A 25,465-nucleotide genomic window follows, 5' to 3' on the forward strand; every position below is an offset into this window, starting at 1 on the left:
CCAAACCACGGACCCGGGGGCAGGAGCACGTTCCGGCCCCGTCCGGCGTCCGGGATGCCCCGGACGCGGGCCGGCGGGCTCACCGGCAGGTGCGTACCAGAGGAAGTACGCGTGCCGACCACGACGGTCATCAGGCCCGCGCCGGGCCGGAGCGATGACGCTACGGCCGACGGGGTCCGCGGCGCGGACGAGGACGCCGCCGAGGAGCACCGCGCCCGGCACCACGCGGGCGTGCCGGCGGCCCGCCAGGGCTCGGGCCGCGTGGTGCCGGGCGACGAGCCCGACGAATGCGAGGGTGCCCGCGGCGGCCACCGCGGTACCGCCGAGCGGCACGCGGAGGACGAAGAGGGTGCGGCGGCCGCGGACCGGGTTCAGACCGAGGAGCCCCGGGGTGTCCTTGTCGAGCGAGACCAGGTCGAGCTCGGTGCGCCGTGCTGGCGTGCCGCCCCAGGACGTCACCCGCCCGCGGCCGCGCGGGTGCGGTCCTGGGCCGTTCGGCCCGGCGGAAAGGACGTCCAGGACCTGTCGGACCGGCCGGGGGCGTCCGAGTCTGGAAAGGGGCCGAGGTCGAAGGGCCGGCCCCGAGGTGCCTGTCCGAGCCCCGAGCCGAGGAGTGCCGCGTCATGGTGCGATACGTGTACGACTTCCGCGAGGGCCGCCGGGAGATGGCGGACCTGCTGGGCGGCAAGGGCGCGAACCTGGCCGAGATGACCCGGCTGGGCCTGCCGGTCCCGCCGGGCTTCACCGTCACCACCGACGCGTGCCGCGCCTATCTGGCCACCGGCACCGAGCCGCCGGGTCTGGCGGCGGAGGTCGACCGGTATCTCGCGGCGATCGAGGAGGAGGCCGGCCGGCGGCTGGGGCAGCGGGACGACCCGCTGCTGGTGTCCGTCCGCTCCGGGGCACGGTTCTCGATGCCCGGGATGATGGAGACGGTGCTGGACATCGGCCTCGGCGACGACTCCGTGGCGGGCCTGGCCAAGGTGTCGGGCAGCGACCGCTTCGCCTGGGACTCGTACCGCAGGCTCGTCCAGATGTTCGGCAGTACGGTCATGGGGGTCGACGCGGCTCTCTTCGCGGGCGCGCTGGCCCGCCTCAAGGAGGAACGCGGGGCGGCCGACGACACCCGGCTGGACGCGCACGACCTGGCCCGTCTCGTCGGGATCTACCAGCGGATCATCCTCGACGAGACCGGGGAGGAGTTCCCGCAGTCCCCCGCCGACCAGCTGCGCCGCGCGGTCCTCGCGGTGTTCCGCTCCTGGAACGGCGACCGGGCCAGGCTGTACCGGCGGCGGGAGCACATCCCCGACGATCTCGGCACCGCCGTGACCGTGCAGCGTATGGTCTTCGGCAACCTCGGCCCCGACTCCGGCAGCGGCGTCGCCTTCACCCGGGACCCGGCCACCGGCCGGCCCGGCCTGTACGGCGACTATCTGCCCGACGCGCAGGGCGAGGACGTCGTCGCCGGCATCCGCAACGCCATGCCGCTCACCGAGCTGGAGCGGCTGGACCCCCGCTCGTACGCGGGCCTGCGCGAGCACATGACGACGCTGGAGCGGCACTACCGGGACCTGTGCGACATCGAGTTCACGATCGAGCACGGCACGCTGTGGATGCTCCAGACCCGGGTCGGCAAGCGCACCGCCGAAGCCGCCTTCGCCCTGGCCGCGCAGCTGACCGACGAGGGGCTCATCACCCCCGACGAGGCCCTGGTGCGGGTCGACGGCGACGGGCTGGCCCGGCTGATGTTCCCGGCCTTCGACACGTCCGCCGCGGGTGAGCCGCTGGCCCGGGGCGTCGCCGCGTCGCCCGGCGCGGCGGTGGGCGCGGCCGTCTTCGACTCCGCCGAGGCGGTACGGCGTGCCGCCGCCGGCGAGAAGGTGGTCCTCGTCCGCCAGGAGACCACCCCCGACGACCTGCCGGGCATGATCGCTGCGCAGGCCGTGCTCACCAGCCGCGGCGGCAAGACCAGCCACGCGGCCGTGGTGGCCCGCGGCATGGGCAAGGTCTGCGTCTGCGGGGCCGACGGCCTCGACGTGGACACCGTGGCGCGGCGCTTCACCACAGGGGCCGCGGCCGTGGTCGAGGAGGGCACCGTCATCTCCGTGGACGGCTCCTCCGGCGCCGTGTACGCGGGGGCCGTGCCGCTGGCCGACTCGGCGGTGATGCGGTTCCTGGAGACCGGCGCACGTTCGGCGGGCGTGGTCGACGCGGTGGCCGGTGCCCTCGAACACGCCGACACGGTACGGCGGTTGGAGGTGCGGGCCAACGCCGACACCGCCGAGGACGCGGCCCGCGCACGGCGTTTCGGCGCACAGGGCGTCGGGCTGTGCCGTACCGAGCACATGTTCCTCGGCGAACGCCGCAAGCTGGTCGAGCAGATGATCCTGGCCCAGGACGACGCCGGGCGCGAGCGGGCGCTGGCGGCGCTTCTCCCCCTCCAGCGGCAGGACTTCACCGACATCCTGGAGGCCATGGACGGCCTGCCGGTCACCATCCGCCTGCTGGACCCGCCGCTGCACGAGTTCCTGCCAGACCGCACCGAACTCGCCGTACGCGTCGCGTCCGCCGAGGCGCGCGGGGAGGAACCCGACCCGCACGAGCGGGAGTTGCTCGACGCCGTCGGCAGGATGCACGAGGAGAACCCGATGCTCGGCCTGCGTGGTGTGCGCCTCGGACTGGTCGTGCCGGGGCTGGTGGCCATGCAGGTACGGGCCGTCGCGGAGGCCGTCGTGGCCCGTACCCGGGCCGGGGGCGCACCGCGCGCCGAGATCATGGTGCCGCTGGTCGGTGCCGTCGAGGAACTGCGCATCGAACGCGCGGAGGTCGAACGGGCCCTGGCCGAGGTGTCGGAGGAGTCCGGGGTGCCCGTGCACTGCCCGGTCGGCACGATGATCGAGCTGCCCCGGGCCGCGCTCACCGCCGGCCGCATCGCCGAGGAGGCGGAGTTCTTCTCCTTCGGCACCAACGACCTCACCCAGACCACCTGGGGCTTCTCCCGCGACGACGTCGAGGCGGCCTTCTTCTCCGCCTACCTCGACAAGGGCGTCTTCCCCGCCTCACCGTTCGAGACCCTCGACCGCGACGGTGTGGGACGGCTGGTCGGTATCGCCGTCGCCGAGGGCCGCGCGACACGGCCCGGCCTGAAGATCGGTGTCTGCGGCGAACACGGCGGCGACCCCGACTCCGTGCACTTCTTCCACACGGTCGGCCTGGACTACGTGTCCTGCTCGCCCTTCCGGGTCCCGGTGGCACGCCTGGAGGCGGGCCGGGCGGCGCTGTCGGGGACGGAGGGGAGCGACAGCAGGTGAAGTCCTGCCGACGAGAGACGGCCGTCCCCGTCCGCCCCGGCGTACGGCTCCTCAGCCCGTCTCGGGCCGGACGATCACCACGGGGCAGCGGGCGTGGTGGGCCACGTGCTGGCTGACGGAGCCCAGCAGGGCGCGGGCGAAGCCGCCGCGCCCCCTGCTGCCCACGACCAGGGCCTCGGCCCCCTCGGCCGCCTTGAGCAGCACGTCCACGGGGTTGCCGCGCACCACCAGCGGTCGCACCGCCCCGGCGGACTCGGCGCCGAGGACCTTCTGCAGCTCCTGGGCCAGCGCCTGACGGGCGATGTCCTCGTCGACGTCGGCGTCCACCGCGGGAGCGGACCAGGTGTGCGCTCCGGGAAGATCCCAGGAGGCCACCGCGTCCACGGTGGCGCCCGTCAGTCCGGCGTAGCGGACAGCCCATCGCAGTGCGGCCGCCGAGGACGGCGAACCGTCGACCCCCACCACGACCCGCGCCCCCGCAGCAGCCTCGTCCATCCGTCTCACCTCTCCTGTGGCCTGCGCCTTCTTCCACGCTGCGCGACCCGGGACGCGACCGCATCCCGGCGAGGGCCGTCACGGACCGCGCCCGGACCGGTGCGCGGTCCGTGCCCGGGACCCGTCCTCCGGCCCGGTCTCCTCGTCCCGGCTCGGCCAAAAGGGTGTGGCGAGCGGTGGGACGCGCACTCCCCGGCACGCGCGTCGGGGTGGGAAGGGGTGTATTCAGAACGTATGGCCCCCGCACGCCCCAGCCGTCGCCTCCCGTCCCTGGAGCCACGCCGTGCGCTGCTGGCCGTGCCGATCCTGCTGATCGTGCTGGTCACCGTGGTCGACATCCTGGCGCCGTCCAGGGTCCACCTCGGGCCGTTCCTCGTCGCGGCACCCGCCGTCACCGCCTCGTTCGCCGGGCCGCGGACGACCGCGTTCATGGGCGCGCTCGCCGTGCTGGCCCAGCTCACCGTGGCGAGTATCCGTACCAGTGCCGTCGATCTGAACCACAGCTTCCAACTCATCACCCTCGTCCTGATGTCGGCGTTCGTGACGTCCTTCGCCGCGCGCCGGGAACGCCACGAGAGGGAGGTGAGCCGGCTGCGTACGGTGGCGACGGCCGCCCAGGAGGTGGTGCTCAAGCCGCTCCCCCACCGGATCGGCCCGTTGCGCATCGCCTCGGTGTACCTGGCCGCCGAGTTCGAGGCGCAGATCGGCGGCGACCTGTACGCGGCGGCCCGCACGGAGCGGGGAACGCGGTTCATCGTCGGTGACGTCAGGGGCAAGGGCCTGGCGGCCGTGGGAGACGCCGCGCTGCTGCTGGGCGCCTTCAGGGGCGCGGCGCACCAGCAGGCCGATCTGCCGATGCTGGTGGCCTTCCTGGAGGGCACGGTGGCGTCCGACCTCGACGACCCCACGGCGGTGGACGCCGAGGCCGAGGACCGCGGCGAGGCGTTCATCACCGCGGTCCTGCTGGACGTCCCGGACGACGAGCCGGTGCTCCACCTGATCAGCTGCGGCCACCCGCCCCCGCTGCTCCTGCGCGGCGGACGCGTCGGCACGCTGGACACGACCCGTCCGGCACCGCCCCTGGGCCTCACGGGCTTCACCGGCCCCGACTACCGCGCCGCGACGTTCACCTTCGAACGCGGCGACATCGCCCTGCTCTACACGGACGGCGTCATCGAGGCACGCGACGAGCACGGCACGTTCTACCCCCTCGAGGAACGCGCGGCCCACCTGGCCGACAAGGACCCCGACGCCCTCCTCTCCCACCTCCGCAAGGACCTCCTCCGCCACGCAGGCGGCCACCTGGGCGACGACGCCGCGCTGGTGGCGATCACACGGGTGGATCCGTGCGGCGGGGACGCGTGACCGTCCGGCGCGGCCGCCGCGTTCAGGTGTCCTCAGACGTCGAGGTCGACGTCGGTCAGGGGGTAGGCGACGCAGGCGTGGGTGTGGCCGGAGCTGGGGTCGGAGAGGCGTAGGCGGGCCTCTTCGGCTGTGTGGACGGTGCCTTTGAGGACGCGGACGCGGCACAGGCCGCATTCTCCGGAGCGGCAGGCCGACTCGGGGCGGATGCCCTGGTCCTCCAGGGCGTCGAGGAGGGGGCGGCCGCGGGTGGTGGTGAAGGTGCGGCCGCGGGCGGTCACGGTGACCTCGCCGGACGGGTCGGTGCCGCCGGGCCAGTGGGGCTGGGCGGTGGGGTCGGCCGGGGCGCCGTTCGCCTCGAAGCGGACGCGGCGGCGGGGATGGCCGAGCGCGGCGAGCTGGCCGAGGGCGTACGGGTAGAGGGCCTGGGGTCCGCACACGTACACCATGCGCCCGTCGAGCGGCCCGGCCAGCGTCGTGATCAGGGCGGCGGTGAGGAACCCGGTCGGTCGCGCCCAGTCGGGGTCCGGTTCGGTGACGACGTGGTCGACGCGGAGGTTCGGATGGCCGGCGGCGAGGGTGTCCAGTTCCTCGCGGAAGAGGATGTCGTCGGCGCGGCGGGAGCCGTAGATCAGGTGGAAGCGGCGGGCGAGTCCGCCGTCGACGATGTCACGGATCATGCTCATGGCCGGTGCGACGCCGGATCCGCCGGCGAGGAACACGACGTCCTCGCCGTGGAAGAGCGGGTTGTGGTGGAAGGTGCCCATCGGGCCGGTGGTGGTGAGTGGGTCCCCGGGCCGCACCGTGTCGACGAGCAGGTTGCTGATCCGGCCGCCGGGCACCCGGCGCACCGTGAGGTCCCAGTGGTCGTGGCGGGCGGGGCTGGAGGAGATCGCGTACGGGCGGTTGGTGCCGTCGGTGAGGACGCCGACGTACTGCCCGGCGAGGAAGGGCGGCAGGTCGCCGCCGTCGGTCCGTACGAGCCGGAAGGTCCTGGTGCTCGGTGTGTCGGTGCGGACCTCGGCGACGGTCAGGTGCAGCCGCTCGGGGTGCAGGGCGTCGACCCGGCGCGCGGTGTCGGCCGGGGGCCGCGGGACCCGGCCCGCGATGTCGGCCGCGACGTCCTCGTGGCCGTCGAAGAGCGGGGCGAGGGAATGCGTCACTGCTGTCTCCCGGATCGGTTCAGGCGGCCTTGCCGCGGATCAGTCGCCGGGCCACGCGGACCCCGGCTTCGAGGGTGGGCTGGAAGCCGCCCATCGCGGCCCAGGAACCGGCCAGATGCAGGCCCCGCACATGCGACTCGCGTTCGTCGTTCCGGTACAGCCAGCCCTCGGTGCGGTCCTGGTCGTAGCCGTAGAACGCGCCGCCGGGGTGGCCGAGGTAGCGGGCCATGGTGAGCGGCGTCGCCACGTCGACCTCCTCGATCGCGTCACGGATGCCGGGCGCGATCACCTCGACCCGGTCCAGGAGCTTCTCGGCGTAACGGAACTTGGCGCGGGCGTACTCCGCGGCGGGTATCCGCTCCCAGACGTCGCCGTACTGTAGGGTCATGAGACTGACGTGGGTCGCGCCGGCGGGGGCGAAGCCGATGGGGGCCACGTCGTAGGAGCTGACGCAGATCCCTCGCGGGGCGTCGAGGGTGCGTGTCGCGGCGTACGTCGCCTCGTGGTCGAGGCCGGTGTTGACGAAGCTGGTGCTGGTGGTGAAGCCGAGTTCGGCCGGGGTGGCGTCGAGGCCCATGTGCAGGACGAAGCCCGAGACGCCGATCCGGCGGGAGGCGAGATCGTCGCGGACGGCCGTCGGCACGGCGGCCTCGCCGAGCATCGCGTACGTCAGCGGCAGTGAGGCGTTCGAGACCACGTCCTGCGCGGTGATCTCCTCCCCGTCGTCCAGCCGGACGCCCTTGACCCGGCCGCCCTCGCTGAGGATGCCGGTGACGGCCGTGTTGAACCGGATCTCGCCCCCGGCCTCGAGGAACACGTCCAGGAGCGCGCCGGACATCGCCTGCGAACCGCCCCTGATGTGCCAGGGCTTGAACTCGAGGTACGCGTAGAGGGTCAACGCGAGGTCCTGGAAGGCCAGTCGGGACGGCGGCTGTCCGAGGTACGACCAGTACGTCGCCAGCACCGACTTGAGCCCGGCGTCCTCGAAGTGCTCGTCCAGGACGTCCCGGACGGGCCGCAGCCCCTGCCGGAAGAGGACGGGGTCGAGTTCCTCGGCCGGCATTCTGCGGCGGGCCGCGATCTGCCAGAAGGTGACGTTCCTGACCAGGTCGAAGAAGCGCGTCAGCCGGTCGCGGTTGCCGGGGAACGCCGCCTCCAGCGCGTCGACGGCCGCCTCCCAGCCGGCCGGTACGGTCACGTCGTACTCCCCGGGCACGACCGCGCGGTAGAGGTCGTGCTCCTCGACGAACTCCAGCCGCTCGGCGACCCCCAGCCCGTCGAGCAGGCCGCGCAGCGGTGCCTCCTCGCCCTCGCGCCCGATGCCGGACAGCTGGTGCAGGGCCACCTCGAACTCGAACCGGCCGCGCCGGAAGGAGGTGGCACAGCCGCCCGGGACGTTGTGGCGCTCGACCAGCAGGGTGCGCACTCCGGCGCGCTGGAGGCTGGCGGCGGCGGTGAGTCCGGCGTTCCCGGCCCCGATCACCACGGCGTCGACGTCGGCCATACGCATGCACACCCCACTCAATCGAGTATTCAAAAAGTTGAGTATTAATATCTCGGAGCGTACGCCTCACGCCCCCGCACCGCCACCCCGCGGGAAGCTCGGCATGGACAACTTGTTCGGCGGCCGAGGGGAACGCGAGGAGACGCCCGGCGGGCGGGCCCGACCGTCAGGCCCTGCGGATGTGCAGTGTGGACGCGCCGAGAGAGAGCGGTGTGTGGCCGAGCAGTTGGAGACCGCACTCGGCCAGCAGCCGGGCGTAGTGGTCCGCGGTGCGCTCGCGGCCGCCCGTGTTGCACATCATGTGGAGGTCCCACGCGGTGGCGAGGGACGGGGTCGCGTCGGTCGGCAGCAGGCGTTCCACGACGAGGAGGTCGGCGTGCGGCGGCATGGCGTCGGCGCAGTGACGCAGGATGCTCCGGCAGCGGTCGTCGTCCCAGTCGTGCAGGACGCGGGAGAGCAGGTAGACGTCACCGTCCGGGGGTACGTCGGCGAAGTCTCCGGGGCGGTAGTCGCAGCGGCCCTCGGCGGCGGTGGCCGCGAGGCGGGTGCGGGCCGCGGCGAGGACCTGAGGGCGTTCGAGGAGGACGCCTCGCAGGGTGGGGTGGGCCGTCAGAACACGGAGCAGGAGTTCTCCGGTGCCGCCGGCGATGTCGACGACGGTGCGCGCGCGGGCGCCCGGTACCCCGGCTGCGGAGGCCGCGGCGGTGAGGACCGGGTGGGTGGGAAGGACGTCGAAGATGGGGGCGCTGGACACCATGGAGGCGTCGAACAGGGTGGCCAGTTCGGGATCGCGGGCGAAATGGTCGAAGTGGTTCTCGCCGTAGAGGTGCTCGAAGCCGGGCTGCCCGGTGCGCACGGTGTGCACCAGGTGGGCGAAGGACTGGTAGAACGGGCCGCCGTACATGAGCGCCAGGGGCCGCATCGAGCCACGGGCCCGCGCGGTCAGCAGCTCACCGACACGGGTGAGACGAAGGCCCTGCGGGGTCCTCGACACCACACCCACCATGGCGAGATACCTCAACAGCGTCGCCAGGCTGTCCCGGTGGGCGCCGACGGCCTCCGCCAGGACGTCGACGTCCGCGCCGGGGTGTTCGTCGATGGCCTCCGGCAGTCGCAGTTGGGCGCACGTCGCCAGGGCCTGGGTGGTCCAGGCACCGGTGAGCAGCCGCAGGAGCGTTTCCGCTGACCGCTGCTCCTCCTGCCGCGAGGCGAGGTGCTCGGCCAGCACGTCACGGTGGTCGCCGCTCGCGTACAACTCCAGCCGCCGGTACGGCGTCTTGGTGCCGGAAGGTGCGGTGAAGTAGAACACCGTGCCGTCCTCGTGCGGGTTGTGGCCGCCGCCGTCGGCCACCGCGCCCAGCCGTACGAAGCTCGCCAACAGCCCGCGCAGCACCAGCGGATCGGGTCGCGTCGCCTCGAAGGCGAGGTGCGCCTCGTGGTCCCGTCGGCGTTCGAGGGCGGCGATCCCGGCCAGCCCGGAACCCGGCGGTACGGTGAGCGCGAACACCTCCACCGCCCGCCGTTCCCCGCCGGGGCCGGACAGCGTGGGGCGGAGAATCCTTACGTCAAGATCGGCGGCAGCCCGCCCATGACGGGCGGCCAGGCGGTCACGGACGACGACACTGGGCTGTGCCACCGCGTCGGCGTTCAGCCCGCACGCGGCGAGTCGCTTCCGCAGTGTGTGTTCGTCGGGCGGGAAGACCAGCACCGCGGCATGCGCGAAGCGGCATCGGTCCGTGAGCGCCCGCAGTTCGGGGCCGTCCAGGCCGGGCAGTACACGGGAGAGCAGGACGGAGGTGTCCTGCTCGCGGACGAACGCGGCCGTGGCGCTCAGCCGTGTCGCGTCGTCGGCCTCGTTCGGGGCGATCGTCGTCGTGGGCGTCGTCAAGGAAACCTCGCAGTGCATTCCAGGTCCGTATCGAAGGAGAGGGGAAAGGTGCGCGGGTCGGGGCAGGCAAGTGCGCGGGAGCGCACGGGCATGCGCGGCCCCGGGCGGGCCAGGGGCGGAGGAAAGGGAGAAGTGAGAGATGATCGCGTGGGTCAGACGCCGACGTAGTTCTCGGCGAACCAGTCCTGGTGGGTGCGCGAGTCGCGCAGGGATGCCATACGGGAGCGGCGCAGGCGCTCCTGGAAGTGCGAGGACTTCCCGGGATCCCGCGTTCCGTGCAGCAGGCGGATCATCCAGTGCGAGAACTCCTGCGCACGCCAGATGTGTTCCAGGCATCGCTCCGAATAGCGGGCGAGCGGTTCGAGGTCGTGCCGGGTGAGCGCGTCGGTCAGGGCACGGGCCAGGATCTCGGCCTCCAGCACCGCGAGGTTGGCGCCCTTGGCCGCGGACGGGCTGATCAGGCCCGCGGCATCGCCCACCAGGAACAGCGAGCCGTAGCGCAGCGGTTCGAGCACATCGGATTCGAGGTCGACGACCGCACGCTGCACGACCCGGCCCCTGACCAGGGGACCGTACTCGGATGCCCGCATGCGCAGGGCGAGTTCGTCCCAGATCCGCTCGTCGCTCCACTCCTCGGCCAGGGTTCCCCGCGCGCACTGCAGGTAGTAGCGGGTGATCTCGGCGGAGCGTGCCATGTGCCCGGCGAATCCGTGCGGGTGGACCGCGTAGCCCACGGCGTCCAGACTCGGGGGCGCCTCGGCGAGCAGGCCGAGCCAGGTCACTCCGTGGTCGCGGCGATGACGGCGTACCGCGCCCGGCGGCAGCGAGCGCCGCCCCACCCCGTGCCGGCCGTCGCAGGCGGCGACGTACCGGGCCCGCCAGCGAGCGGGACGTCCGTCCCCCTCACGTACCGTCACCGAGGGTGCCGGGCTGTCCGCGTCCCGCACGGCGACCGCCTCGGTGCCGAAACGGACGCGCCCTCCGGCCGCGACGAAGCACGCCAGCAGATCGGAGACCAACTCGTGCTGCGGATGCACGGTGTGTGTCTCACCCCGGCCCAAGTGCCGGTAGTCCAGGCGGAACCGGCCGGCCCCGGTACGGAACTCGCAGACGCTGTGCTCCTGTCCCCGCAGCCGGATCCCCTCGTCCAGGCCGTGGCGCTCCAGGACGCGCACGGTGTGCGCGGCGAGGTAGCCGGCCCGTGCCCGGTGCCGGATGTGCGCGCTCGCGGCGCGTTCCAGGACGACACAGTCGATCCCGGCGCGCTGGAGGAGGTTTCCGAGGACCAGCCCGGCCGGACCGGCACCGATGATGACCACGTCGGCGGAGTCCTGGGCGACCTGAGCGTACTGACTCTCTGTCACAACGGTGGATCATAAGCATCGATTACTGGATGGATCGCCGAAGATCACCCGAATGCCCCGTCTGACGGAAAGTGACTTCTCCGCCGGTCAGTTGGGGGTACGACGTCGCCGCCCCGCCGCCCGGTCGGCCACGTGAGCCGTCAGCCGTGCCACATGTCCGCGACGGCCTCGCGAGACCCCCCGACCACGTCAGACCGTCTTCACCACCGTCCCCAGCCCTTCGAAGGCGGCCACCTCGTCGGGGGGTGCCGTGGTGTCGGTGACGAGGGTGTGGAGGAGAGTGGACGGGCCGACGTGGGCGTGGGCGGTGTGGCCGAGCTTGCTGCCGTCCGCGGCGGCGATGCTGCGGCGGCTGGAGGCGATGATCGCCTTCTTCACCGCCGCGTCGTCGAGGTCGTAGGCGGTCAGGCCGTCCGCCGCGGTCAGGCCGCAACAGCCGAGTACGGCGGTGTCGAACCGCAAGGCGGAGAGGGACGCGAGGGTGAGGGGTCCCGTCAGGGCGCCCTCGGCGGCGCGGGGCTGCCCGCCGGGCACCAGGAGCGTGGTCGGGGTCGGTGAGTCACCCAGGACGCGGATCGCCTGGAGGGACAGCGGCATCACGGCGACCGGCCGCCCGCGCAGCAGACGGGCGACCTCCAGGCAGGTGGTGCCGCTGTCCAGCAGCACCGTCTCGCCGTCACCGATGAGCGCGGCCACCTCGGCGGCGATACGCCGCTTGGCGTCGACGGCCTCGTGGGCGCGCAGCGCGAAGGGCGGTTCCTCGCCCCGGAGCAGCGCGGTGCGCGCCCCGCCCCGGACCCGTTCGAGTACGCCCTGCGCCGCCAGCGTGTCGAGGTCGCGCCGGATGGTCATCTCCGAGGCGCCGGTCAGTTCGGCCAGTTCCAGGACGGTGACGCTGCCCGAGTCCCTGACGGCCTGCGCGATCAGCCGGTGACGGTCTGCGTTGCTCATACCGCGATTGAAACACCCCCCACAATGAGCGTTCAATCTGTTCGAAGTCACGCTGTTCGAACATGGAACTTGTTCGTTATGGTGTCGGCGTGAACAATCCAACGCTGCGAGCCACCCGTGTGGCGACCTTCGTCTACTTCGTCCTCAACGGCACCCTGCTGGGCCTGTGGGTGGTGCAGATCCCCGCGATCGAGGACCGCGTGGACATCAGTCACGCGACCCTCGGGGGCTTTCTGGTACTGCTCGGGGCAGGAGCCTTCGCCGGCATGCAGGCAGCGGGCCGGCTGGCCGATCACCATGGGACGCGGGTCGTGGTGCCCGCCGCCGGCGTCCTGTGCAGCGCGACCCTGGTGCTGCCCGGCCTCTCACCCGGCCCCTGGACGCTGGCGGGCGCGCTGCTGCTCTTCGGCTTCGGCAACGGCTGTCTGGACGCGAGCATGAACGCCCATGCCGTCCACGTGGAGAAGGCGTACCGGCGGCCCGTGATGTCGGCCTTCCACGCCACGTTCTCCGTGGGTGGCGTCATCGCCGCGCTGGTCGGCGCGGGTGCCGCGAGTGCCGGTGCGGGTCCCGCCATGACGCTCGGCGCCGCGGCGGCCGTGGGGACCGTCGTCGCCCTGGTCCCGGCGCGGGCGCTGCTGCCGGGTCCGCCGGGGGCCGACACGGCCGTCGCGCGCACCGGCACCGCCGTCGCGGAGACGCATGCCGGCGCCGCGGAGTCGGATGCTGGCGTCGCGGAGTCGGATGCCGGCGCCGCGCAGGACGACGGGCGTCCGGGCGGGAAGGGGCGGCCCGCCCCGGGGCGCATCTGGATACTCGCTGTCCTCGCGCTGATGATCATGCTGTGCGAGGGAGCGGCCAACGACTGGAGCGCCCTGCACCTCAAGAGCGTCCTCGGCACGCCCGCGGGCGTCGCCGCCTTCGCCTACGGCACGTACGCGGTGACGATGACCATCGGCCGGCTGCTCGCCGACCGCGTCTCGGCCCGGTTCGGCCCGGTGGTCATCCTGCGGTACGGCTCGGTCACCGCCGCCGTCGGCATCACCGTCGCCGCCGTCTCGCCGTGGGTCTGGGCGGCGTTCGTGGGATGGGCCCTGTTCGGCCTGGGGCTGTCAGGCTGCATACCCCAGCTGTTCAGTGCGGCGGGGCACGCCGACCCCGCTGCGGCCGGGACCAACGTCTCGCGGGTCGCCGGACTCGGCTACCTCGGCATGCTGGCCGGGCCCGCCGTCATCGGCTGGCTGACCCATGTCACCGCGCTGAACCACACGTTCCTGCTGCTGACCCTGCTGTGCGCCCTCACCGCCGCGAGCGCCGGAGTCCTGCGGACCGGCCCCGACCGTGCGCGTGAAACGGCGGGGAGCGCTCACTGACCGGGCGGGGGCGCACGGGGCTCGTGGGCCGTACGAGTGACCGTCCTTCCCTTCACTCGTTTGACGCAACGCAAGAGCATCCCGGCGTCGGGCTTGGAAGGCACGCACTCCACGCCCCTTCTCTCGTTCCGTCGGCAGGCCGGCACATCGGCCGCCCCGGCGGTGCTGCATGCCGAATCGATTCTGGTCGAGCAGTACGCCGCCCTCGTACGGCTCGCTCATCTGGTCCTGCCCGCCTCCATCTGGTCCTGCCCGCCTCGATGGGCCGCCATCGCCGGGTGCTCGTGGCACACGGATCGTGCAACACGCCCTGCCCGGCGGCCCCGTGGCACGCGTCGGCCCGGCGGTGCCCGCGCCGTGCCACGAGCCCGGCCGACGAGGCACTGCGGCGGCTGCGCGTCCGGGACGGTGCGGCACGCCATCTCCTCGCTCCCCGGGTCGCGGGGGCCGCCACCAGGGACCTGTTCCGCCCCGACGGTGGCGGCCTGGCGGTGTGGACCTGCTCACGGGCCGACACCTGGCGGGGCGCCGAAGACGTGACGCTGACGCCGCGCACGCCCGGAGAACCGGTGCGGGTGCCGGGCACCCGACGCTCGACAGCCGCGTGCAGCCGCTTCGGACAGCATGTGGCCACCGCCGCTCCCTGGCGCTCACCGTCCGGCCACGACTACGTTCTCGCGGCAGGCAGCCGAGCCGTCACCGGTCTCACGGTCACCGGGGAGGTGAACGCCTCCCGCGACGGCCACACCCTCGCGGTACGCGGTACGCGCCCCGAAGGACGCGGCGGCCCGGGTGACCGCGAGGCTGACGACGGGCGAGACACTCACCGGGATCACCGGCTGAGCCCGGCCCGTCGGACCCCGACCGGCCGTCGGCGGGCGAAGAGGACCGGGATCCGATGCCGCGCCTCACACAAAGCACACATTCCCACCATTGCGTCATTCGAGGGATCGTGGCACGGCAGCGCAACCACGCACCCCCGGCCGCGCGACTCAACGGGCAGACAGGCACACCAAGCAAGGGAGTTCCGCCGTGAACGCAGCCAGCGACACGCTCGTCCCGACCGCGGACGTCTGGCCGATCTGCGACCCGTACCTCTACTCGTCCCCCGGCCACCCGGCCGATGGAGACACCCTCGGTCTCGTCGGGTACGACGGCGGCGACTTCCTGCTGCCTCCCCCGGACCCGGCCCAGCGTCTGAACCTCCCGGTCAGCCCGGCGGACCAGCGCCGGCTGGACCTGCACGCGGCGCTCACCGTGCGCGGCATCGCGCCCCGGCCGGGCGACCAGGACGCCATCGCCGCGATCAGCTCTCTCGGCGACACGGTCACCGACTCCGTCCTCCGCTGGGTCACGAACCCCGACCGCCAGTGCCTGTCGTAGGGCCTGCGGCGCCCCGGAGGGCACGAGAACCCGGGCCGGAAGGGCTGCTGGGGCCCCAACCCGCCCTTCCAGAGTCCGACTTGGAGTCCGGCTCCGTCCGTCGTCCGGGCGGGCCGCCGCATTCCCGTGAACGGGACGGGTCCGCGAGGGTACGCTCCCCCACGAGCGCCGCCGCAGGGCGGTGAGACGCCTGTGGGGGGCAGCAGGCGGAACGTCGCCGACGTCCTCGTGGAACGGGTCGTGCTCATGGTCGACGCGTCGGCCCGTGTCGTGGCACCGGAGGAACACGACGACCTGTTCGAGGAGTTCGCCGAGGACCTGCGCGCGAGCGGACGGATCCCGGGCGCGGACTCGGGGCACGTCGACGAGGCGGCCCCGGGCATCGCCGACACCCAGGCCGACCAGGCCGGGAACGAGGCACCCGGCACGCCGGACCCTGACGCGGTGAGGTCTCCTTCGGGGTGACCGGTTGCGGGCCGGGTCGGTGTCAGGCGGTGCGGCGGCGGTGGACTCGCGCCTCCCACGGCCTCAGGGTGACGCGGCCGGTGAGAGGTGAGGGGTCGGGGACGTTGGTGACGAGTGTGTCGCCGTGTTCCCAGCCGCCGGGCAGCTCGACGGTGAGTTCGTCCCCGCCGAAGTTGGCGAGCACCAGCAGTTCGGTGGCGGACGCGGCGTGGTGGCGGGTGAAGGCGTAGAGCCGCTCGTGGTCGGGGTGGAGCAGGGTGAAGTCGCCGTGGGTGACGGCGGGTTCGGTGTGGCGCAGCCCGATCAGGCGGCGGTAGTGGTGGAAGACCGAGTCGGGGTCGGCCAGCTGGGCCTTGGCGTTGACATGGATGTGATCGGGGTTGGCCGCGATCCACGGGGTGCCGGTGGTGAATCCGCCGTGCTCGGTGGCGTCCCACTGCATGGGGGTGCGGGCGTTGTCCCGGCCGCGCCGCCGCAAGCCCTCGAGTACGTCCGCCTCGTCGGCGCCCAGGGCGAGCTGGTCGCGGTGGTGGTTCAGTGACTCGATGTCGCGGAAGTCCTCGATCGAGGCGAACGGGGCGTTGGCCATGCCCAGTTCCTCGCCCTGGTAGACGTACGGCGTACCGCGGTGCAGATGCAGGACCGTGGCGATGAGCTTGGCGGAGCGGTCGCGGTGGGCGGGGCTGTCGTCGCCGAAACGCGAGACCACGCGGGGCTGGTCGTGGTTGCTGAAGTACAGGCTGTTCCACCCGGTGTCCCCCAGGCCGGTCTGCCAGCGGCCGAGGCTGGCCTTGAGGTCGGTGAGCCGCAGCGGGCGGACGTCGAACTTGCCGCCGGGGCCCTGGTCGAGGCCGACGTGTTCGAACTGGAAGACCATGTCGACCTCGCGGCGGGCGGGATCGGTGAACAGCCTGGCCTCGTCCACGGTGACACCGGGCATCTCGCCCACGGTCAGCAGCGGACGTGTGCGTCCCGCGAACACCTCGCGGTGCATCTCGGCCAGGTAGTCGTGGACACGCGGACCGCAGACGTAGTGCGCGCTGCCGTCGCCGTGGCGGCTGCCGCCGTGCACCGGTCCGTCGGGCAGGCCAGGGGCCTTGGAGATGAGGTTGATGACGTCCATGCGGAAGCCGTCGACCCCGCGGTCCAGCCACCAGCGCATCATCGCGTACACGGCCTGCCGGACCTCGGGGTTGTCCCAGTTCAGGTCGGGCTGCTTGCGGGAGAACAGGTGCAGGTAGTACTCGCCGCTCGCCTCGTCGTACTCCCAGGCCGGGCCGGAGAAGAACGAGCCCCAGTTGTTGGGCTCGGCGCCGGGTGTGCCGGGCTCCACGCCCTCCCGGGGCGGGCGCCAGACGTACCAGTCGCGCTTGTCACCGGTGGGGCCGCCGTCGCGGGAGGCGGTGAACCAGGAGTGCTCGTCGCTGGTGTGGTTGACGACCAGGTCCATCACCAGTTTCATGCCCCGCTCGTGCACACCGGCCAGCAGCCGGTCGAAGTCGGCGAGGGTGCCGAACAACGGGTCGATGTCCTGGTAGTCACTGATGTCGTAGCCGTTGTCGTCGTGCGGCGAGGGGTAGACGGGCGAGAGCCAGAGCACGTCGACGCCGAGTTCGGCGAGGTAGTCGAGGCGCTCGATGACGCCCTGGAGGTCTCCGACGCCGTCCGCGTCGGAGTCGGCGAAGCTTCGGGGGTAGATCTGGTAGACGACCGCGTCGCTCCACCAGGAGTCGGCGGGTCCGGCCACGTTCTCGGGCACGTCACAACCTCATCGCGGGTCTCGGGAACCGGGTGTCTTCAGAGACGAGCGTAGTCAAGGTCCGGCGGGGCGAGGACCAGGGCAGGGGTGTCCCGGCGGGACGTGATCACAGCAGTCACGCCGCGTATACACCGCGCGTATACGCGCGGTGTATACGCGGCGGGGGTACCTGGGCGGAGTGTCCGTCGGCACCCACTCACCGTGCCCGTGCGCTGCCCGTGACCGGTGGCGGCCTGATTCGGGAGACGAACCCGGGGCATCCGCTCTGGTGTCGATCCGAAGGGTCGACCTTGGTGTCGATCCGAAGGGTCGAGCCGTCGAGATGCCGATCCGGGAGGAGTGACACACATGACCGTGGCCGGTACGCCGACCGCCGCGGCGAGACGCGCGGCCCGAGGGGACGCCGTACGCGTTGCCGCCCGGGCGGGTTTCGTGGGACGGGGTGTTCTCTACCTGCTCATAGGAGTGCTCGCGGTACGCATCGGTCTGACGGGCGCGCGTGAGCAGGCCGACCGGGGCGGAGCGCTGGCGGAGGTCGCCTCGGCGCCGCTCGGAGCCGTGCTCCTGTGGGCCCTGGGCGCGGGTCTGGCCGGGATGTCGCTGTGGCGGCTGTCGGAGGCGCTGTTCGGCGCCGCCGGGCCGAAGGGCGACGGCAAGGGCAAGCGCCTGATGGCCGGTGTCAGGTTCGTCTTCTACGGCGTGACGTCGTTTCTCGTGATGTCCTTCGCCGCGGGCTACCGGGGCAGCGGCGCGGGCGAGACCGACCGGCAGAGCCAGGACATCACCGGCTGGCTGCTCGGGCTTCCGGGCGGGCCCTGGTGGACCGGGGCGGTGTCCCTCGCCGTGCTGGGCGCGGGGCTGTGGATCGGCGTCCGCGCCGCGCTGCGGAAGTACCGCGAGCATCTGACCTGGTCCCGCCTGTCGCACCGGCAGCGGCGCTTCATGGACGTGACAGGTGTCGCGGGCGGAGTGGGCCGGGGACTGGTCATCGCCGCCGTCGGATTCTTCGGTGTGAAGGCCGCGCTCGCGTTCGACCCGGCCGAGGCCAAGGGGATGGACAACACCATCCGCTCGTTCGCGCACACACCGGCCGGCCCCTGGCTGCTGATCGCGGTGGCGGCCGGGCTCGTGCTGTTCGGCGTGTTCTCGTTCGGCCAGGCCGCGTGGCGCAAGGTGTGATCCGCGCCCTCACTCCCCGTCGGGCCGGCCCGCGTGGCGCAGGGTGTGATCCGCGCCCTCACGTCCCGTTCGGCCGGGCCGCGTGGAGACGGCGCCGCGCCGCGCACTCACACTCCCTGGCGCGGAGCCCGTACCCGACCCCGCGCGCCCGCGGCACGGCTCATGACTCGCGTCGGGGCAGCTTCCAGCCGGCGCGCGGGAAGTGGCAGGTGTAGCCCTCGGGGTAGCGCAACAGGTAGTCCTGGTGCTCCGGCTCCGCCTCCCAGAAGTCACCTTCCGGCTCCACCTCGGTGACCACCTTCCCGGGCCACAGTCCGCTGGCCTCGATGTCGGCGATGGTGTCGAACGCCTCACGCTGCTGCTCGGCGTCCGTGTAGTAGATCGCGGAGCGGTAGCTGCGGCCGATGTCGTTGCCCTGACGGTCCCTGGTGGTGGGGTCGTGGATCTGGAAGAAGAACTCCAGCAGGTCGCGGTAGGTGGTGACCGAGGGGTCGTAGAGCACCTCGATCGCTTCCGCGTGGTCACCGTGGTCGCGGTAGGTGGCGTTCGGGGTGTCGCCCCCGGTGTAACCGACTCGTGTGGCGACCACGCCCGGCTGCTTGCGGACGAGGTCCTGCATCCCCCAGAAACAGCCGCCGGCCAGCACGGCTTTCGCGGTCCGGTCAGACATGAGCACTCCAACTGTCAGCGGTACGGAGGTCCGTGCCCGCACCTGGTGTTCGGAACATGTGCACGAGCACTCACCAGCGTAGTCGCACACCCAGGGCCCGCGTCCGGCCACGGTCCGCGAGAACAGTCGGCCACACCCACGGGGGATATCGGCCAGGACCCTGAGCGCGACCGCGTCGTCATCCGTACTATCGCTGACACATGACTGTGCGGTAGTAACTAGTACAGCTCATTCAGCACCAGGAAGAAGAGCGATGGCGTTAGACATCGCATATGTCTCGGGCTCACCGACCGCTGGCCGTGGCGCCCGGAAAGGTGGGAGCAGCATGTCCGAATCGCTACTTGGAACCACTGATGTGGCTTCGCAGTACGGCGCGCAGGTGGCGGAAGACCTCGAGCGCAACGTCAAGGAGCAGGAGCGGCTCAGTGGTGAGATCGAGTCCCTCCAGGCGCAGTTGACCGCTCTGCGCAGCGCGCACACGATTCTGGTGAACCTCCGGTCGGTGCTCGGTGAGGACTCGCAGAAGGTCTCGCCGTCCGCGCCCGAGCCCGCAGCGAAGGTGCCGACGCCTCGCCGCAAGGCCGCTTCCGCTCCGGCCGCCACCGAGCGGAAGAAGAAGGCCACGACCAGCTCACGCAAGCGGCCGGCCACGGCCAAGGCCACGAAGCCGGCCACGGTCACGGCGGTGAAGGACACCGCCGCGAACAGCACGGCGGTGAAGGCGGGCCCGAAGACCAAGGCGAGCACCGCCAAGAAGAGCACCGCCAAGGCACCGGCCGCGGCGACGGCCGCGCCCAAGCTGGTCGACCTGGTGCGCGACCATCTGACCGCGCAGAGCGAGCCGCGTTCCGCCGCCGAGGTCGCCGCCGCGCTGGAGAAGGCGCAGCCCGAGCGCACCATCAAGGTGACCGTCGTGCGCTCCACGCTCGAGGGGCTCGTGGCCAGGAACCAGGCTCAGCGCAGCAAGCAGGGCTCGTCCGTCTTCTACACCACCCCCGACAGCGCCGACACGGCCGGGTCCGCGCAGCCGGCCGAGCAGGCCCCGCAGGCCGAAGAGGCCACGCAGCAGTCCGACTGACGAGTCGTCAGGCCGACGCGGACGGTCGAGGACGGCCGACCGCGGGGTCAGGCCCAGGGGCACGGCGGCCACGTGCTTCTGGGCCACCGGCCCGTCACAGTGTCACAGGCTTGTGCGCAGACGGCTCCCAGTGGGTCCGAGCTGGTGAAATCCCGGCTCGCATAGGGCACGATCACCGGGACATTCCGACTCCCGGGGGGCACCTCATGGCCTACGCAGCTCGCTCACGCCGTACCACCGCCGTACTCGCCGCCGTCTCGCTCGGCCTCGTGGCACTGACCGCGTGCGAGGGTGACACCGACGCGGCCGCGCCCAGCGCCTCGGTGAGCTCGCCCGCCGCCGGTGACCCGGGCACGGACAAGGGCTCCGGGACGCCGTCGACGTCCGACCCCGGTGACGGTGGCACGGGAGGCGGTGACACGACCGGTGGGGGCTCGACCGGCGGCGGCGGTGGCACCTCCGCACCGACCGAGCCGGGCTCCGACGACGGCCAGGACGGCGGCGTGGGCATGTGCGAGACGACCGACCTGACCTATGTGGTCACCGTCGCCTCCAAGCCCGTCAACCACGCGCTGCTGACCGCGACCAACAAGAGCGCCGACTCCTGTCTGCTTCCTGCCAACGAGCTGGTGCTCACCATCCCCACGCTCGACGGGGCCGCCGGGCACATGGGCCCCGAGGGCAAGGACTGGATCCTCGAGACCGGTGAGACCGCCTACGCCGGCATCCTGTTCTCACACGCCGACACCGCGGGCGGCAAGAGCGCCGACAAGGTGGAGATCGCCCTCACGGCCGCCGAGAGCCCGGCGACGGTGTCGATCGGCGGCGGTCCCGTCAACGTCAACGACCCCGAGGTCACCACCTTCTTCGGCACCGCCGAGGACGCGCTCACGTACTGAGTCCCACCCGCTGACGCCCGTCCCGGCCGCGTTCGCGGAGGTACTCCTCCAGCTCCGCCGCCCCGGTCAGCATCGCCCGTCCGCGGGCGGACAGCCGGCCGTGCCAGTCGCGCAGTGCGGCCTGCAGCGGATCCGGTCCGCCGGCCGCCCTCACCCGGGCGAGCAGCGGGGCGATGCGTTCCAGCGGGTAGCCGCCCCGCCTGAGCTGATGGGCCAGGCGGGCGTCGCGTACGTCGGCCTCGTCGTAGACGCGGTATCCGGTGCGCGGATCGCGGCGGGGCCGCAGCAGACCGGCGCGCTCCCAGGTGCGCAGGGTGGCGGGCCGGAGGCCGAGTCCGGCTGCCAGGGGGCCGATGAAGGTGCCGCCCGGGCCGGACGCCGGAGGTGACTCCGGCAACGGGCCGGACCCGGGCGCGGCCACGGCCGCCTCCAGGTCGCGCAGGGCGTCCTCCACGGCCAGCAGGGTCCGCCGGTCGTCGAGGAGTTGGGCGTGGCTCTCGTCGATGAGGCGGAGGGCCTCGTCGACGGCGTCCTCGTTCACGGCCCGCATGACCGACGCCGCCGCCCGGTGGCCGTGGCCGGGCAGCAGGGCGAGGAACGCGCGCAGGGCGGCCGCGTGCAGGGCGGTGTAGGCGCGGTAGCCGTGCGGCGTGCGAGCGGCGGCGGGGAGGATGCCGGCCTCCTCGTAGTTCCTGACCGCCTGGGTGGACAGACCGTGCGCGCGGGCCAGGTCGATCGGCCGCAGCCGTCCCGTGGTTTGAAGGTTTCGCACCATGGCGCCGACGCTATCGCGGCAAAGTCTCAACCGAGGCTTCAACGATAGCGTTGAAGGCATGCCCACCGACATCAAGGACATCACCCATGCCGTCGAGGCCGCCGCCCTCATGGGGCTGCTGCCGGGCCGGCCCCGGCTGCTCGCCCTGGGCGAGCCCACCCATGGCGAGGACACCCTCCTCCGTCTCCGCAACGACGTCTTCCGGCAACTCGCCGGACAGGAGGGCTACCGGACGATCGCGCTCGAGACCGACTGCATGGCGGGCCTGGTCGTCGACGCGTACGTGACCTCCGGCACGGGCACCCTCGACGAGGTCATGGAGAGCGGCTTCAGCCACGGCTGGGGCGCGTCCGAGGCCAACCGTGAACTCGTGTGCTGGATGCGCGAGTTCAACGACGGACGCCCCGCGTCGGAGCACGTCCGCTTCGCCGGATTCGACGGCCCGCTGGAGATCACCGGCGCCGCGAGCCCCCGGCAGTCCCTCACCGCGCTCCACGCCTACCTCGCGGCGCACACGGACACCGGCCTGCTCCCCTGTACCGCGGACACACTGGACCGGCTCATCGGCGACGACGGCCACTGGACGGATCCCGCCGCGATGAGGGAGCCGGCCAGGTCCGTGGGACGGTCGCCGGAGGCCGGTGAACTGCGTCTGCTCGCCGACGATCTGGTGGCCCTGCTCGACGAACAGTCACCGCTTCTCGTCGCGGCGACCTCCCGGGACGACTGGGACCGGGCACGGCTGTACGGCCGTACCGTCACCGGTCTGCTGCGCTACCACCACTGGATGGCCGACACCTCACCGGCGCGCCTGGCCCGGCTGCTGGGCGTGCGCGACCAGATGATGGCGCGCAACCTCCTCGGCCTGGTGGCTCGGGGTCCGGTGTTCGCCTATGCCCACAACGCCCATCTCCAGCGGGAGAAGAGCACGATCCGGATGGGCGGGCAGCCGCTGGAGTGGTGGAGCGCCGGTGCGCTGGTGAGCGCCCGGCTCGGGGCGGAGTACGCCTTCGTCGCCACGGCTCTCGGCACGATCCGGCACCAGGGAGTGGACACCCCGCCGCCGGACACCGTGGAGGGGCTCCTGTACACGCTTCCCCGGGACTCCTGTGTCGTCGACAGCGCGCGGCTGTCCGGCGTCCTCGAAGTCACCGCGCCCGTGCCCCGCACATCCCCCTGGTACGGCTACGCCCCGCTCGACCCCGCCCGGCTGACCGGTACCGACGGGCTCGTGTTCGTCAAGGACATGGTGCCGGGCTAGGACCTGTCGTCGCGGCGAGGCGGCTCGGGCCACGCCTCGTACGCGTGGCGCGGGGCCGGCTCAGATCCGCTCGATCCGCCAGGCGACCATGCCGGTGGCTCCCGGGTCCCCGTTCACGTCGATGCGTACGAGCTGGTCCATGGTGATGCGCCGCCGGACGACGGAACCGTCGCAGGGCGGTGTGGCACGGCTGCCCTCGCTCGCGGGCCTGAAGCTCAGGCGCGCGCTGCCCCGGCCGGCGGCAGGCCGCACCCGCGGGGACATGCCGGCCTCCGGTGCGGCCTACGCGAAGTCGTACACCGCGAAGTCGGCGATCGGGACGTACCCGAGGCGCCGGTAGAGGGCGTTGCTGGTGGGGTTGGCCGCGTTGGTGAACAGCACGACGTCCGTGGCGCCCGCGGCCAGCGCGGCGCGGCTGACCTCGACGGTCACGGCACCCGCGTAGCCCCGGCCGCGCAGGTGGGCCGGGGTGTAGACGGGGTCGACCCGGATCTGGCCGCCGACCATGGGGTTCACGCCCGCCATGGAGACGGGCGTGCCGTCCGGGGTCTCCCAGAAGGTGTAACTCTTCTCGGCGAAGCGGGTGTTGGACCAGGTGGTGGCGTCGATGGTGACGTTCTCGCCGACGTCCGCGGCGAACTCGCGGCACCAGCGCATGAGGTGTTCGTGGTCCCGCTCGCCCAGGCGCCGGCCCCGCCCCTCGGGCAACGGCTGCTGCGGGGTGAGGGTGCCGAGGCGGTGCAGGCACAGCCGGACGCGGACGCCGGCCGTCGTGCCCGCGCGCCGCTGCCAGGCCTCGGCGAAGGCGGCCGCCGTGTCCAGGTCCGCGCTGACGTAGGGAACGGTGTGGCCGAGGGACAGCAGACGGGCTGCCAGAGTGTCGGCCTGCTCGGGGGTGAGCGCGGTGACGCTGAGGCCGCGGCCCGGGAGGCGGTAGAAGGCGGCGGTGACCTCGCCCGCCCTCTCCAGCCGGCCGAACAGGACGGGTCCGGAGCCGTGGGCGGCGGAGCCCTCGGTGCGCAGCTTCTCGACCGTCGTCAGCTGTGTGGTGTGCAGGGCGGGGCGTGAGCGCAGGAACGCTGCGGCTCCGGCGAGGAAGTCGTCGAGGTCTTCGGTCAGGTGGCAGTCGTCCGCGCGCATCGCCTCATCATTCCCCGCGGCCTCGGCCGCGGGGAGGGCGGCTGCCCGCCCGGTCTCCCCCGGCACGGGGGCGCGGCTCGCACCGCCGGGCGAACTCCCTCTGCCGGGAGGATGGTTCAGCGGGCGGGTGTCTCGACCGCTTCCGCGGCCTCGGCTGCGGTGTAGGACGAGGCGAAGGTGAAGGCGTGCGGCGAGGGGCCGTGGGTCTGGAGGTGTGCCAGGCGCTCCAGGGCCTCGCCGACGGTCGGGATGTGACCGGCGGGGACCCACCAGAGCACCAGGTGCGCCTCGACGTGCCGCTCGAACCACTCGCGGCGCCGCCGCATCACCTCCAGGTGCCCGCTGCGGTAGGTGAAGTCCCACAGGGCCTCCTGGCTCTCCCACACCGACATGTTGACGATGACGTCCTCGCCCGCCGGGCGCATGCCCGTGGCGTCGGGCTGCCCCTCCTCCGCGAGCCGCCAGACGAAGCCGGGGGTGCCGTCGGCGGCGGCGTTGACCGGGTCGAGCAGTTCCACGAACGACGCCATGCGCGGGTCGTCGAGCGGGTGACGGAGGGTGGCGACGTTGATCTGGGCGAGGTGCGCGGCGGGCGCGGCAGTGGTCATGGCGCCATCCCAGCACGCCCTGATTTCTATGTCAATGAATATTGTTTTTAGAAGTCTCGACCACCACGCAGCACTCCCCCGGCCGGGCGTCCATGCGGGCGCGCACGGCACCGTCCGTGCCGAGCAGCCCTTCCAGCAGCGCGAGGTTCATCCCGCACACCAGGGGTGGGAAGCGTTCGGCGACGGCGTGGAAGGGGCAGTTGCGCATGCGGACGACGGGCTCGCCCACCGCGGCCGTCCCTTCGGCGCCGACGACGGGCTCGCCCGCCCCGGCCGTCCCTTCGGCGCCTTCCAGATGCGGTTCGTAGCCACGGGCGGCCAGCGTCCGCATCGCGTCCTCGAGGCCGCCGCACGGCTCCCCGGAGCCGCGCAGGGCCTCACCGCGGCGGCGTGCGGCCGCGCAGAGCCCGGCGTCCAGACCGGCCTCCTCGGCGGCCTCGGCGAGCAGTTCGGCGGCCGTACGGTAGTCGCGGGCGGGCAGTGACACCGTCCGCTCGGCGCGGGCCCGCGTGTACACCTTCGCGGGGCGGCCGGCGCCGGGCCCCGAGCGGCCCGTGAGGCGGCGGCTGCCGCTCTCCAGCAGCCCCGCCTCGGTGAGCCGGTCCAGGTGGTGCGCGGCGAGCGTGCGCGCCACCCCGGCCGCCTCGGCGGCCTCGTTGCGGCCGACCTCACGGCCCTGGGCCGCCACGTACTCGTACAGACGGCGCCGTACCGGATCCTGGAGCGCCGCGATCGCGTCGATGTCCTTCACTCGGCCATTCTAGGAACAACGCGCGTTGGAGATAGAAGCCCGCCCGTCCGCCTCGGGTTCGGGAGGGACGTACCGGTGAGGGCGGG

At 72.7% G+C, this 25,465-nt stretch carries 23 protein-coding genes and 1 pseudogene; 9 read left to right on the forward strand and 15 right to left on the reverse strand.

What is annotated here, in order from left to right; all coding sequences use genetic code 11:
* Positions 1-110: 110 nt before the first annotated feature.
* Positions 111-432, reverse strand: a pseudogene (locus tag ACFYR0_RS25060) (iron chelate uptake ABC transporter family permease subunit); the annotation flags it as partial.
* 191 nt (positions 433-623) lie between these two features.
* Here ACFYR0_RS25060 and ppdK point away from each other — a divergent pair.
* Positions 624-3,311 carry a pyruvate, phosphate dikinase gene (gene ppdK / locus ACFYR0_RS25065; protein WP_389332145.1) on the forward strand — a complete coding sequence of 896 codons (2,688 nt, stop codon included), beginning with the start codon at positions 624-626 and terminating at the stop codon, positions 3,309-3,311.
* 51 nt (positions 3,312-3,362) lie between these two features.
* Here the strand turns inward: ppdK and ACFYR0_RS25070 are convergent, their stop codons facing one another.
* The gene (locus ACFYR0_RS25070; RefSeq protein WP_389332148.1) at positions 3,363-3,806 is read right to left on the reverse strand and encodes a universal stress protein; all 444 of its coding nucleotides are present in this window, start codon (positions 3,804-3,806) and stop codon (positions 3,363-3,365) included.
* Between the two features lie 234 nt (positions 3,807-4,040).
* On the opposite strand from ACFYR0_RS25070, the gene ACFYR0_RS25075 reads away from it, so the two are divergent.
* On the forward strand, positions 4,041-5,171 hold the full coding sequence (locus tag ACFYR0_RS25075; RefSeq protein WP_389332151.1) for a PP2C family protein-serine/threonine phosphatase: 1,131 nt from the start codon (positions 4,041-4,043) through the stop codon (positions 5,169-5,171).
* Between the two features lie 32 nt (positions 5,172-5,203).
* On the opposite strand, the gene ACFYR0_RS25080 is transcribed toward ACFYR0_RS25075, so the two are convergent.
* The 5 genes from ACFYR0_RS25080 to ACFYR0_RS25100 all read right to left on the reverse strand — a co-directional run bounded on the left by ACFYR0_RS25080 (position 5,204) and on the right by ACFYR0_RS25100 (position 12,038).
* A complete protein-coding gene (locus tag ACFYR0_RS25080; RefSeq protein ID WP_389332154.1) occupies positions 5,204-6,331 on the reverse strand; it encodes a 2Fe-2S iron-sulfur cluster-binding protein in 1,128 nt (375 codons plus the stop codon).
* Positions 6,332-6,350: 19 nt separating this feature from the next.
* The gene (locus tag ACFYR0_RS25085) at positions 6,351-7,835 is read right to left on the reverse strand and encodes a phytoene desaturase family protein (RefSeq protein WP_389332157.1); all 1,485 of its coding nucleotides are present in this window, start codon (positions 7,833-7,835) and stop codon (positions 6,351-6,353) included.
* Between the two features lie 166 nt (positions 7,836-8,001).
* On the reverse strand, positions 8,002-9,723 hold the full coding sequence (locus ACFYR0_RS25090; protein WP_389332160.1) for a methyltransferase: 1,722 nt from the start codon (positions 9,721-9,723) through the stop codon (positions 8,002-8,004).
* 152 nt (positions 9,724-9,875) lie between these two features.
* Positions 9,876-11,087, reverse strand: a complete 1,212-nt coding sequence (locus tag ACFYR0_RS25095; protein ID WP_389332163.1) for a 4-hydroxybenzoate 3-monooxygenase — start codon at positions 11,085-11,087, stop codon at positions 9,876-9,878.
* Between the two features lie 189 nt (positions 11,088-11,276).
* On the reverse strand, positions 11,277-12,038 hold the full coding sequence (locus ACFYR0_RS25100; RefSeq protein WP_389332166.1) for a DeoR/GlpR family DNA-binding transcription regulator: 762 nt from the start codon (positions 12,036-12,038) through the stop codon (positions 11,277-11,279).
* Positions 12,039-12,100: 62 nt separating this feature from the next.
* On the opposite strand from ACFYR0_RS25100, the gene ACFYR0_RS25105 reads away from it, so the two are divergent.
* Positions 12,101-13,411 carry an MFS transporter gene (locus ACFYR0_RS25105; protein WP_389332169.1) on the forward strand — a complete coding sequence of 437 codons (1,311 nt, stop codon included), beginning with the start codon at positions 12,101-12,103 and terminating at the stop codon, positions 13,409-13,411.
* Positions 13,412-14,061: 650 nt separating this feature from the next.
* On the opposite strand, the gene ACFYR0_RS25110 is transcribed toward ACFYR0_RS25105, so the two are convergent.
* Positions 14,062-14,238: a hypothetical protein gene (locus tag ACFYR0_RS25110; RefSeq protein ID WP_389332172.1), complete on the reverse strand. Its 177-nt coding sequence runs from the start codon at positions 14,236-14,238 to the stop codon at positions 14,062-14,064.
* Positions 14,239-14,443: 205 nt separating this feature from the next.
* Here ACFYR0_RS25110 and ACFYR0_RS25115 point away from each other — a divergent pair, with 205 nt between their 5' ends.
* Both ACFYR0_RS25115 and ACFYR0_RS25120 read left to right on the forward strand, forming a co-directional pair.
* Positions 14,444-14,794 carry a hypothetical protein gene (locus ACFYR0_RS25115; protein ID WP_389332175.1) on the forward strand — a complete coding sequence of 117 codons (351 nt, stop codon included), beginning with the start codon at positions 14,444-14,446 and terminating at the stop codon, positions 14,792-14,794.
* A gap of 192 nt (positions 14,795-14,986) precedes the next feature.
* Positions 14,987-15,259, forward strand: coding sequence for a hypothetical protein (locus ACFYR0_RS25120; protein WP_389332178.1), 273 nt, complete (start codon positions 14,987-14,989; stop codon positions 15,257-15,259).
* Between the two features lie 22 nt (positions 15,260-15,281).
* On the opposite strand, the gene ACFYR0_RS25125 is transcribed toward ACFYR0_RS25120, so the two are convergent.
* On the reverse strand, positions 15,282-17,018 hold the full coding sequence (locus ACFYR0_RS25125) for an alpha-glucosidase (protein ID WP_389332181.1): 1,737 nt from the start codon (positions 17,016-17,018) through the stop codon (positions 15,282-15,284).
* Between the two features lie 348 nt (positions 17,019-17,366).
* On the opposite strand from ACFYR0_RS25125, the gene ACFYR0_RS25130 reads away from it, so the two are divergent.
* Positions 17,367-18,197, forward strand: a complete 831-nt coding sequence (locus ACFYR0_RS25130) for a DUF1206 domain-containing protein (RefSeq protein WP_389332184.1) — start codon at positions 17,367-17,369, stop codon at positions 18,195-18,197.
* A gap of 160 nt (positions 18,198-18,357) precedes the next feature.
* Here ACFYR0_RS25130 and msrA read toward each other — a convergent pair whose 3' ends face one another.
* Positions 18,358-18,867, reverse strand: coding sequence for a peptide-methionine (S)-S-oxide reductase MsrA (gene msrA, locus ACFYR0_RS25135; protein ID WP_389332187.1), 510 nt, complete (start codon positions 18,865-18,867; stop codon positions 18,358-18,360).
* Between the two features lie 325 nt (positions 18,868-19,192).
* Between msrA and ACFYR0_RS25140 the strand changes: the two genes are divergently transcribed.
* Together ACFYR0_RS25140 and ACFYR0_RS25145 are read left to right on the forward strand one after the other, a co-directional pair.
* Complete coding sequence (locus ACFYR0_RS25140; RefSeq protein WP_389332190.1) at positions 19,193-19,945, forward strand: hypothetical protein; 753 nt, start codon at positions 19,193-19,195, stop codon at positions 19,943-19,945.
* A gap of 206 nt (positions 19,946-20,151) precedes the next feature.
* Positions 20,152-20,844 (forward strand): DUF4232 domain-containing protein, encoded by a 693-nt coding sequence (locus ACFYR0_RS25145; RefSeq protein ID WP_389332193.1) that lies wholly within the window; start codon positions 20,152-20,154, stop codon positions 20,842-20,844.
* On the opposite strand, the gene ACFYR0_RS25150 is transcribed toward ACFYR0_RS25145, so the two are convergent.
* Positions 20,834-21,619 carry a TioE family transcriptional regulator gene (locus ACFYR0_RS25150; RefSeq protein ID WP_389332196.1) on the reverse strand — a complete coding sequence of 262 codons (786 nt, stop codon included), beginning with the start codon at positions 21,617-21,619 and terminating at the stop codon, positions 20,834-20,836. The genes ACFYR0_RS25145 and ACFYR0_RS25150 overlap by 11 nt on opposite strands.
* Positions 21,620-21,677: 58 nt before the next feature.
* On the opposite strand from ACFYR0_RS25150, the gene ACFYR0_RS25155 reads away from it, so the two are divergent.
* Positions 21,678-22,880 carry an erythromycin esterase family protein gene (locus ACFYR0_RS25155; protein WP_389332199.1) on the forward strand — a complete coding sequence of 401 codons (1,203 nt, stop codon included), beginning with the start codon at positions 21,678-21,680 and terminating at the stop codon, positions 22,878-22,880.
* A gap of 60 nt (positions 22,881-22,940) precedes the next feature.
* On the opposite strand, the gene ACFYR0_RS25160 is transcribed toward ACFYR0_RS25155, so the two are convergent.
* From ACFYR0_RS25160 to ACFYR0_RS25175, 4 genes are all read right to left on the reverse strand, one after another.
* Complete coding sequence (locus ACFYR0_RS25160; protein WP_389332202.1) at positions 22,941-23,144, reverse strand: hypothetical protein; 204 nt, start codon at positions 23,142-23,144, stop codon at positions 22,941-22,943.
* Positions 23,145-23,162: 18 nt separating this feature from the next.
* Entirely contained in the window at positions 23,163-24,020 is an 858-nt protein-coding gene (locus ACFYR0_RS25165) for a GNAT family N-acetyltransferase (RefSeq protein WP_389332205.1), read from the reverse strand.
* A 116-nt stretch (positions 24,021-24,136) separates the two neighbouring features.
* Positions 24,137-24,628, reverse strand: a complete 492-nt coding sequence (locus ACFYR0_RS25170) for a DUF3291 domain-containing protein (RefSeq protein ID WP_389332208.1) — start codon at positions 24,626-24,628, stop codon at positions 24,137-24,139.
* A gap of 31 nt (positions 24,629-24,659) precedes the next feature.
* Entirely contained in the window at positions 24,660-25,379 is a 720-nt protein-coding gene (locus tag ACFYR0_RS25175) for a helix-turn-helix transcriptional regulator (protein WP_389332212.1), read from the reverse strand.
* Positions 25,380-25,465: the final 86 nt, after the last annotated feature.

The sequence above is a fragment of the Streptomyces sp. NPDC005017 genome (assembly GCF_042873115.1).
In the GTDB taxonomy this organism is placed as follows: domain Bacteria; phylum Actinomycetota; class Actinomycetes; order Streptomycetales; family Streptomycetaceae; genus Streptomyces.

Bases quoted from the DNA above. Each gene is read 5' to 3' on its own strand.
- ppdK (WP_389332145.1), top strand. From the start codon at position 624: ATGGTGCGATACGTGTACGACTTCCGCGAGGGCCGCCGGGAGATGGCG.
- ACFYR0_RS25070 (WP_389332148.1), bottom strand. From the start codon at position 3,806: ATGGACGAGGCTGCTGCGGGGGCGCGGGTCGTGGTGGGGGTCGACGGT.
- ACFYR0_RS25075 (WP_389332151.1), top strand. From the start codon at position 4,041: ATGGCCCCCGCACGCCCCAGCCGTCGCCTCCCGTCCCTGGAGCCACGC.
- ACFYR0_RS25085 (WP_389332157.1), bottom strand. From the start codon at position 7,835: ATGGCCGACGTCGACGCCGTGGTGATCGGGGCCGGGAACGCCGGACTC.
- ACFYR0_RS25100 (WP_389332166.1), bottom strand. From the start codon at position 12,038: ATGAGCAACGCAGACCGTCACCGGCTGATCGCGCAGGCCGTCAGGGAC.
- ACFYR0_RS25105 (WP_389332169.1), top strand. From the start codon at position 12,101: ATGGAACTTGTTCGTTATGGTGTCGGCGTGAACAATCCAACGCTGCGA.
- ACFYR0_RS25130 (WP_389332184.1), top strand. From the start codon at position 17,367: ATGACCGTGGCCGGTACGCCGACCGCCGCGGCGAGACGCGCGGCCCGA.
- msrA (WP_389332187.1), bottom strand. From the start codon at position 18,867: ATGTCTGACCGGACCGCGAAAGCCGTGCTGGCCGGCGGCTGTTTCTGG.
- ACFYR0_RS25140 (WP_389332190.1), top strand. From the start codon at position 19,193: ATGTCCGAATCGCTACTTGGAACCACTGATGTGGCTTCGCAGTACGGC.
- ACFYR0_RS25145 (WP_389332193.1), top strand. From the start codon at position 20,152: ATGGCCTACGCAGCTCGCTCACGCCGTACCACCGCCGTACTCGCCGCC.
- ACFYR0_RS25150 (WP_389332196.1), bottom strand. From the start codon at position 21,619: ATGGTGCGAAACCTTCAAACCACGGGACGGCTGCGGCCGATCGACCTG.
- ACFYR0_RS25155 (WP_389332199.1), top strand. From the start codon at position 21,678: ATGCCCACCGACATCAAGGACATCACCCATGCCGTCGAGGCCGCCGCC.
- ACFYR0_RS25160 (WP_389332202.1), bottom strand. From the start codon at position 23,144: ATGTCCCCGCGGGTGCGGCCTGCCGCCGGCCGGGGCAGCGCGCGCCTG.
- ACFYR0_RS25165 (WP_389332205.1), bottom strand. From the start codon at position 24,020: ATGCGCGCGGACGACTGCCACCTGACCGAAGACCTCGACGACTTCCTC.
- ACFYR0_RS25170 (WP_389332208.1), bottom strand. From the start codon at position 24,628: ATGACCACTGCCGCGCCCGCCGCGCACCTCGCCCAGATCAACGTCGCC.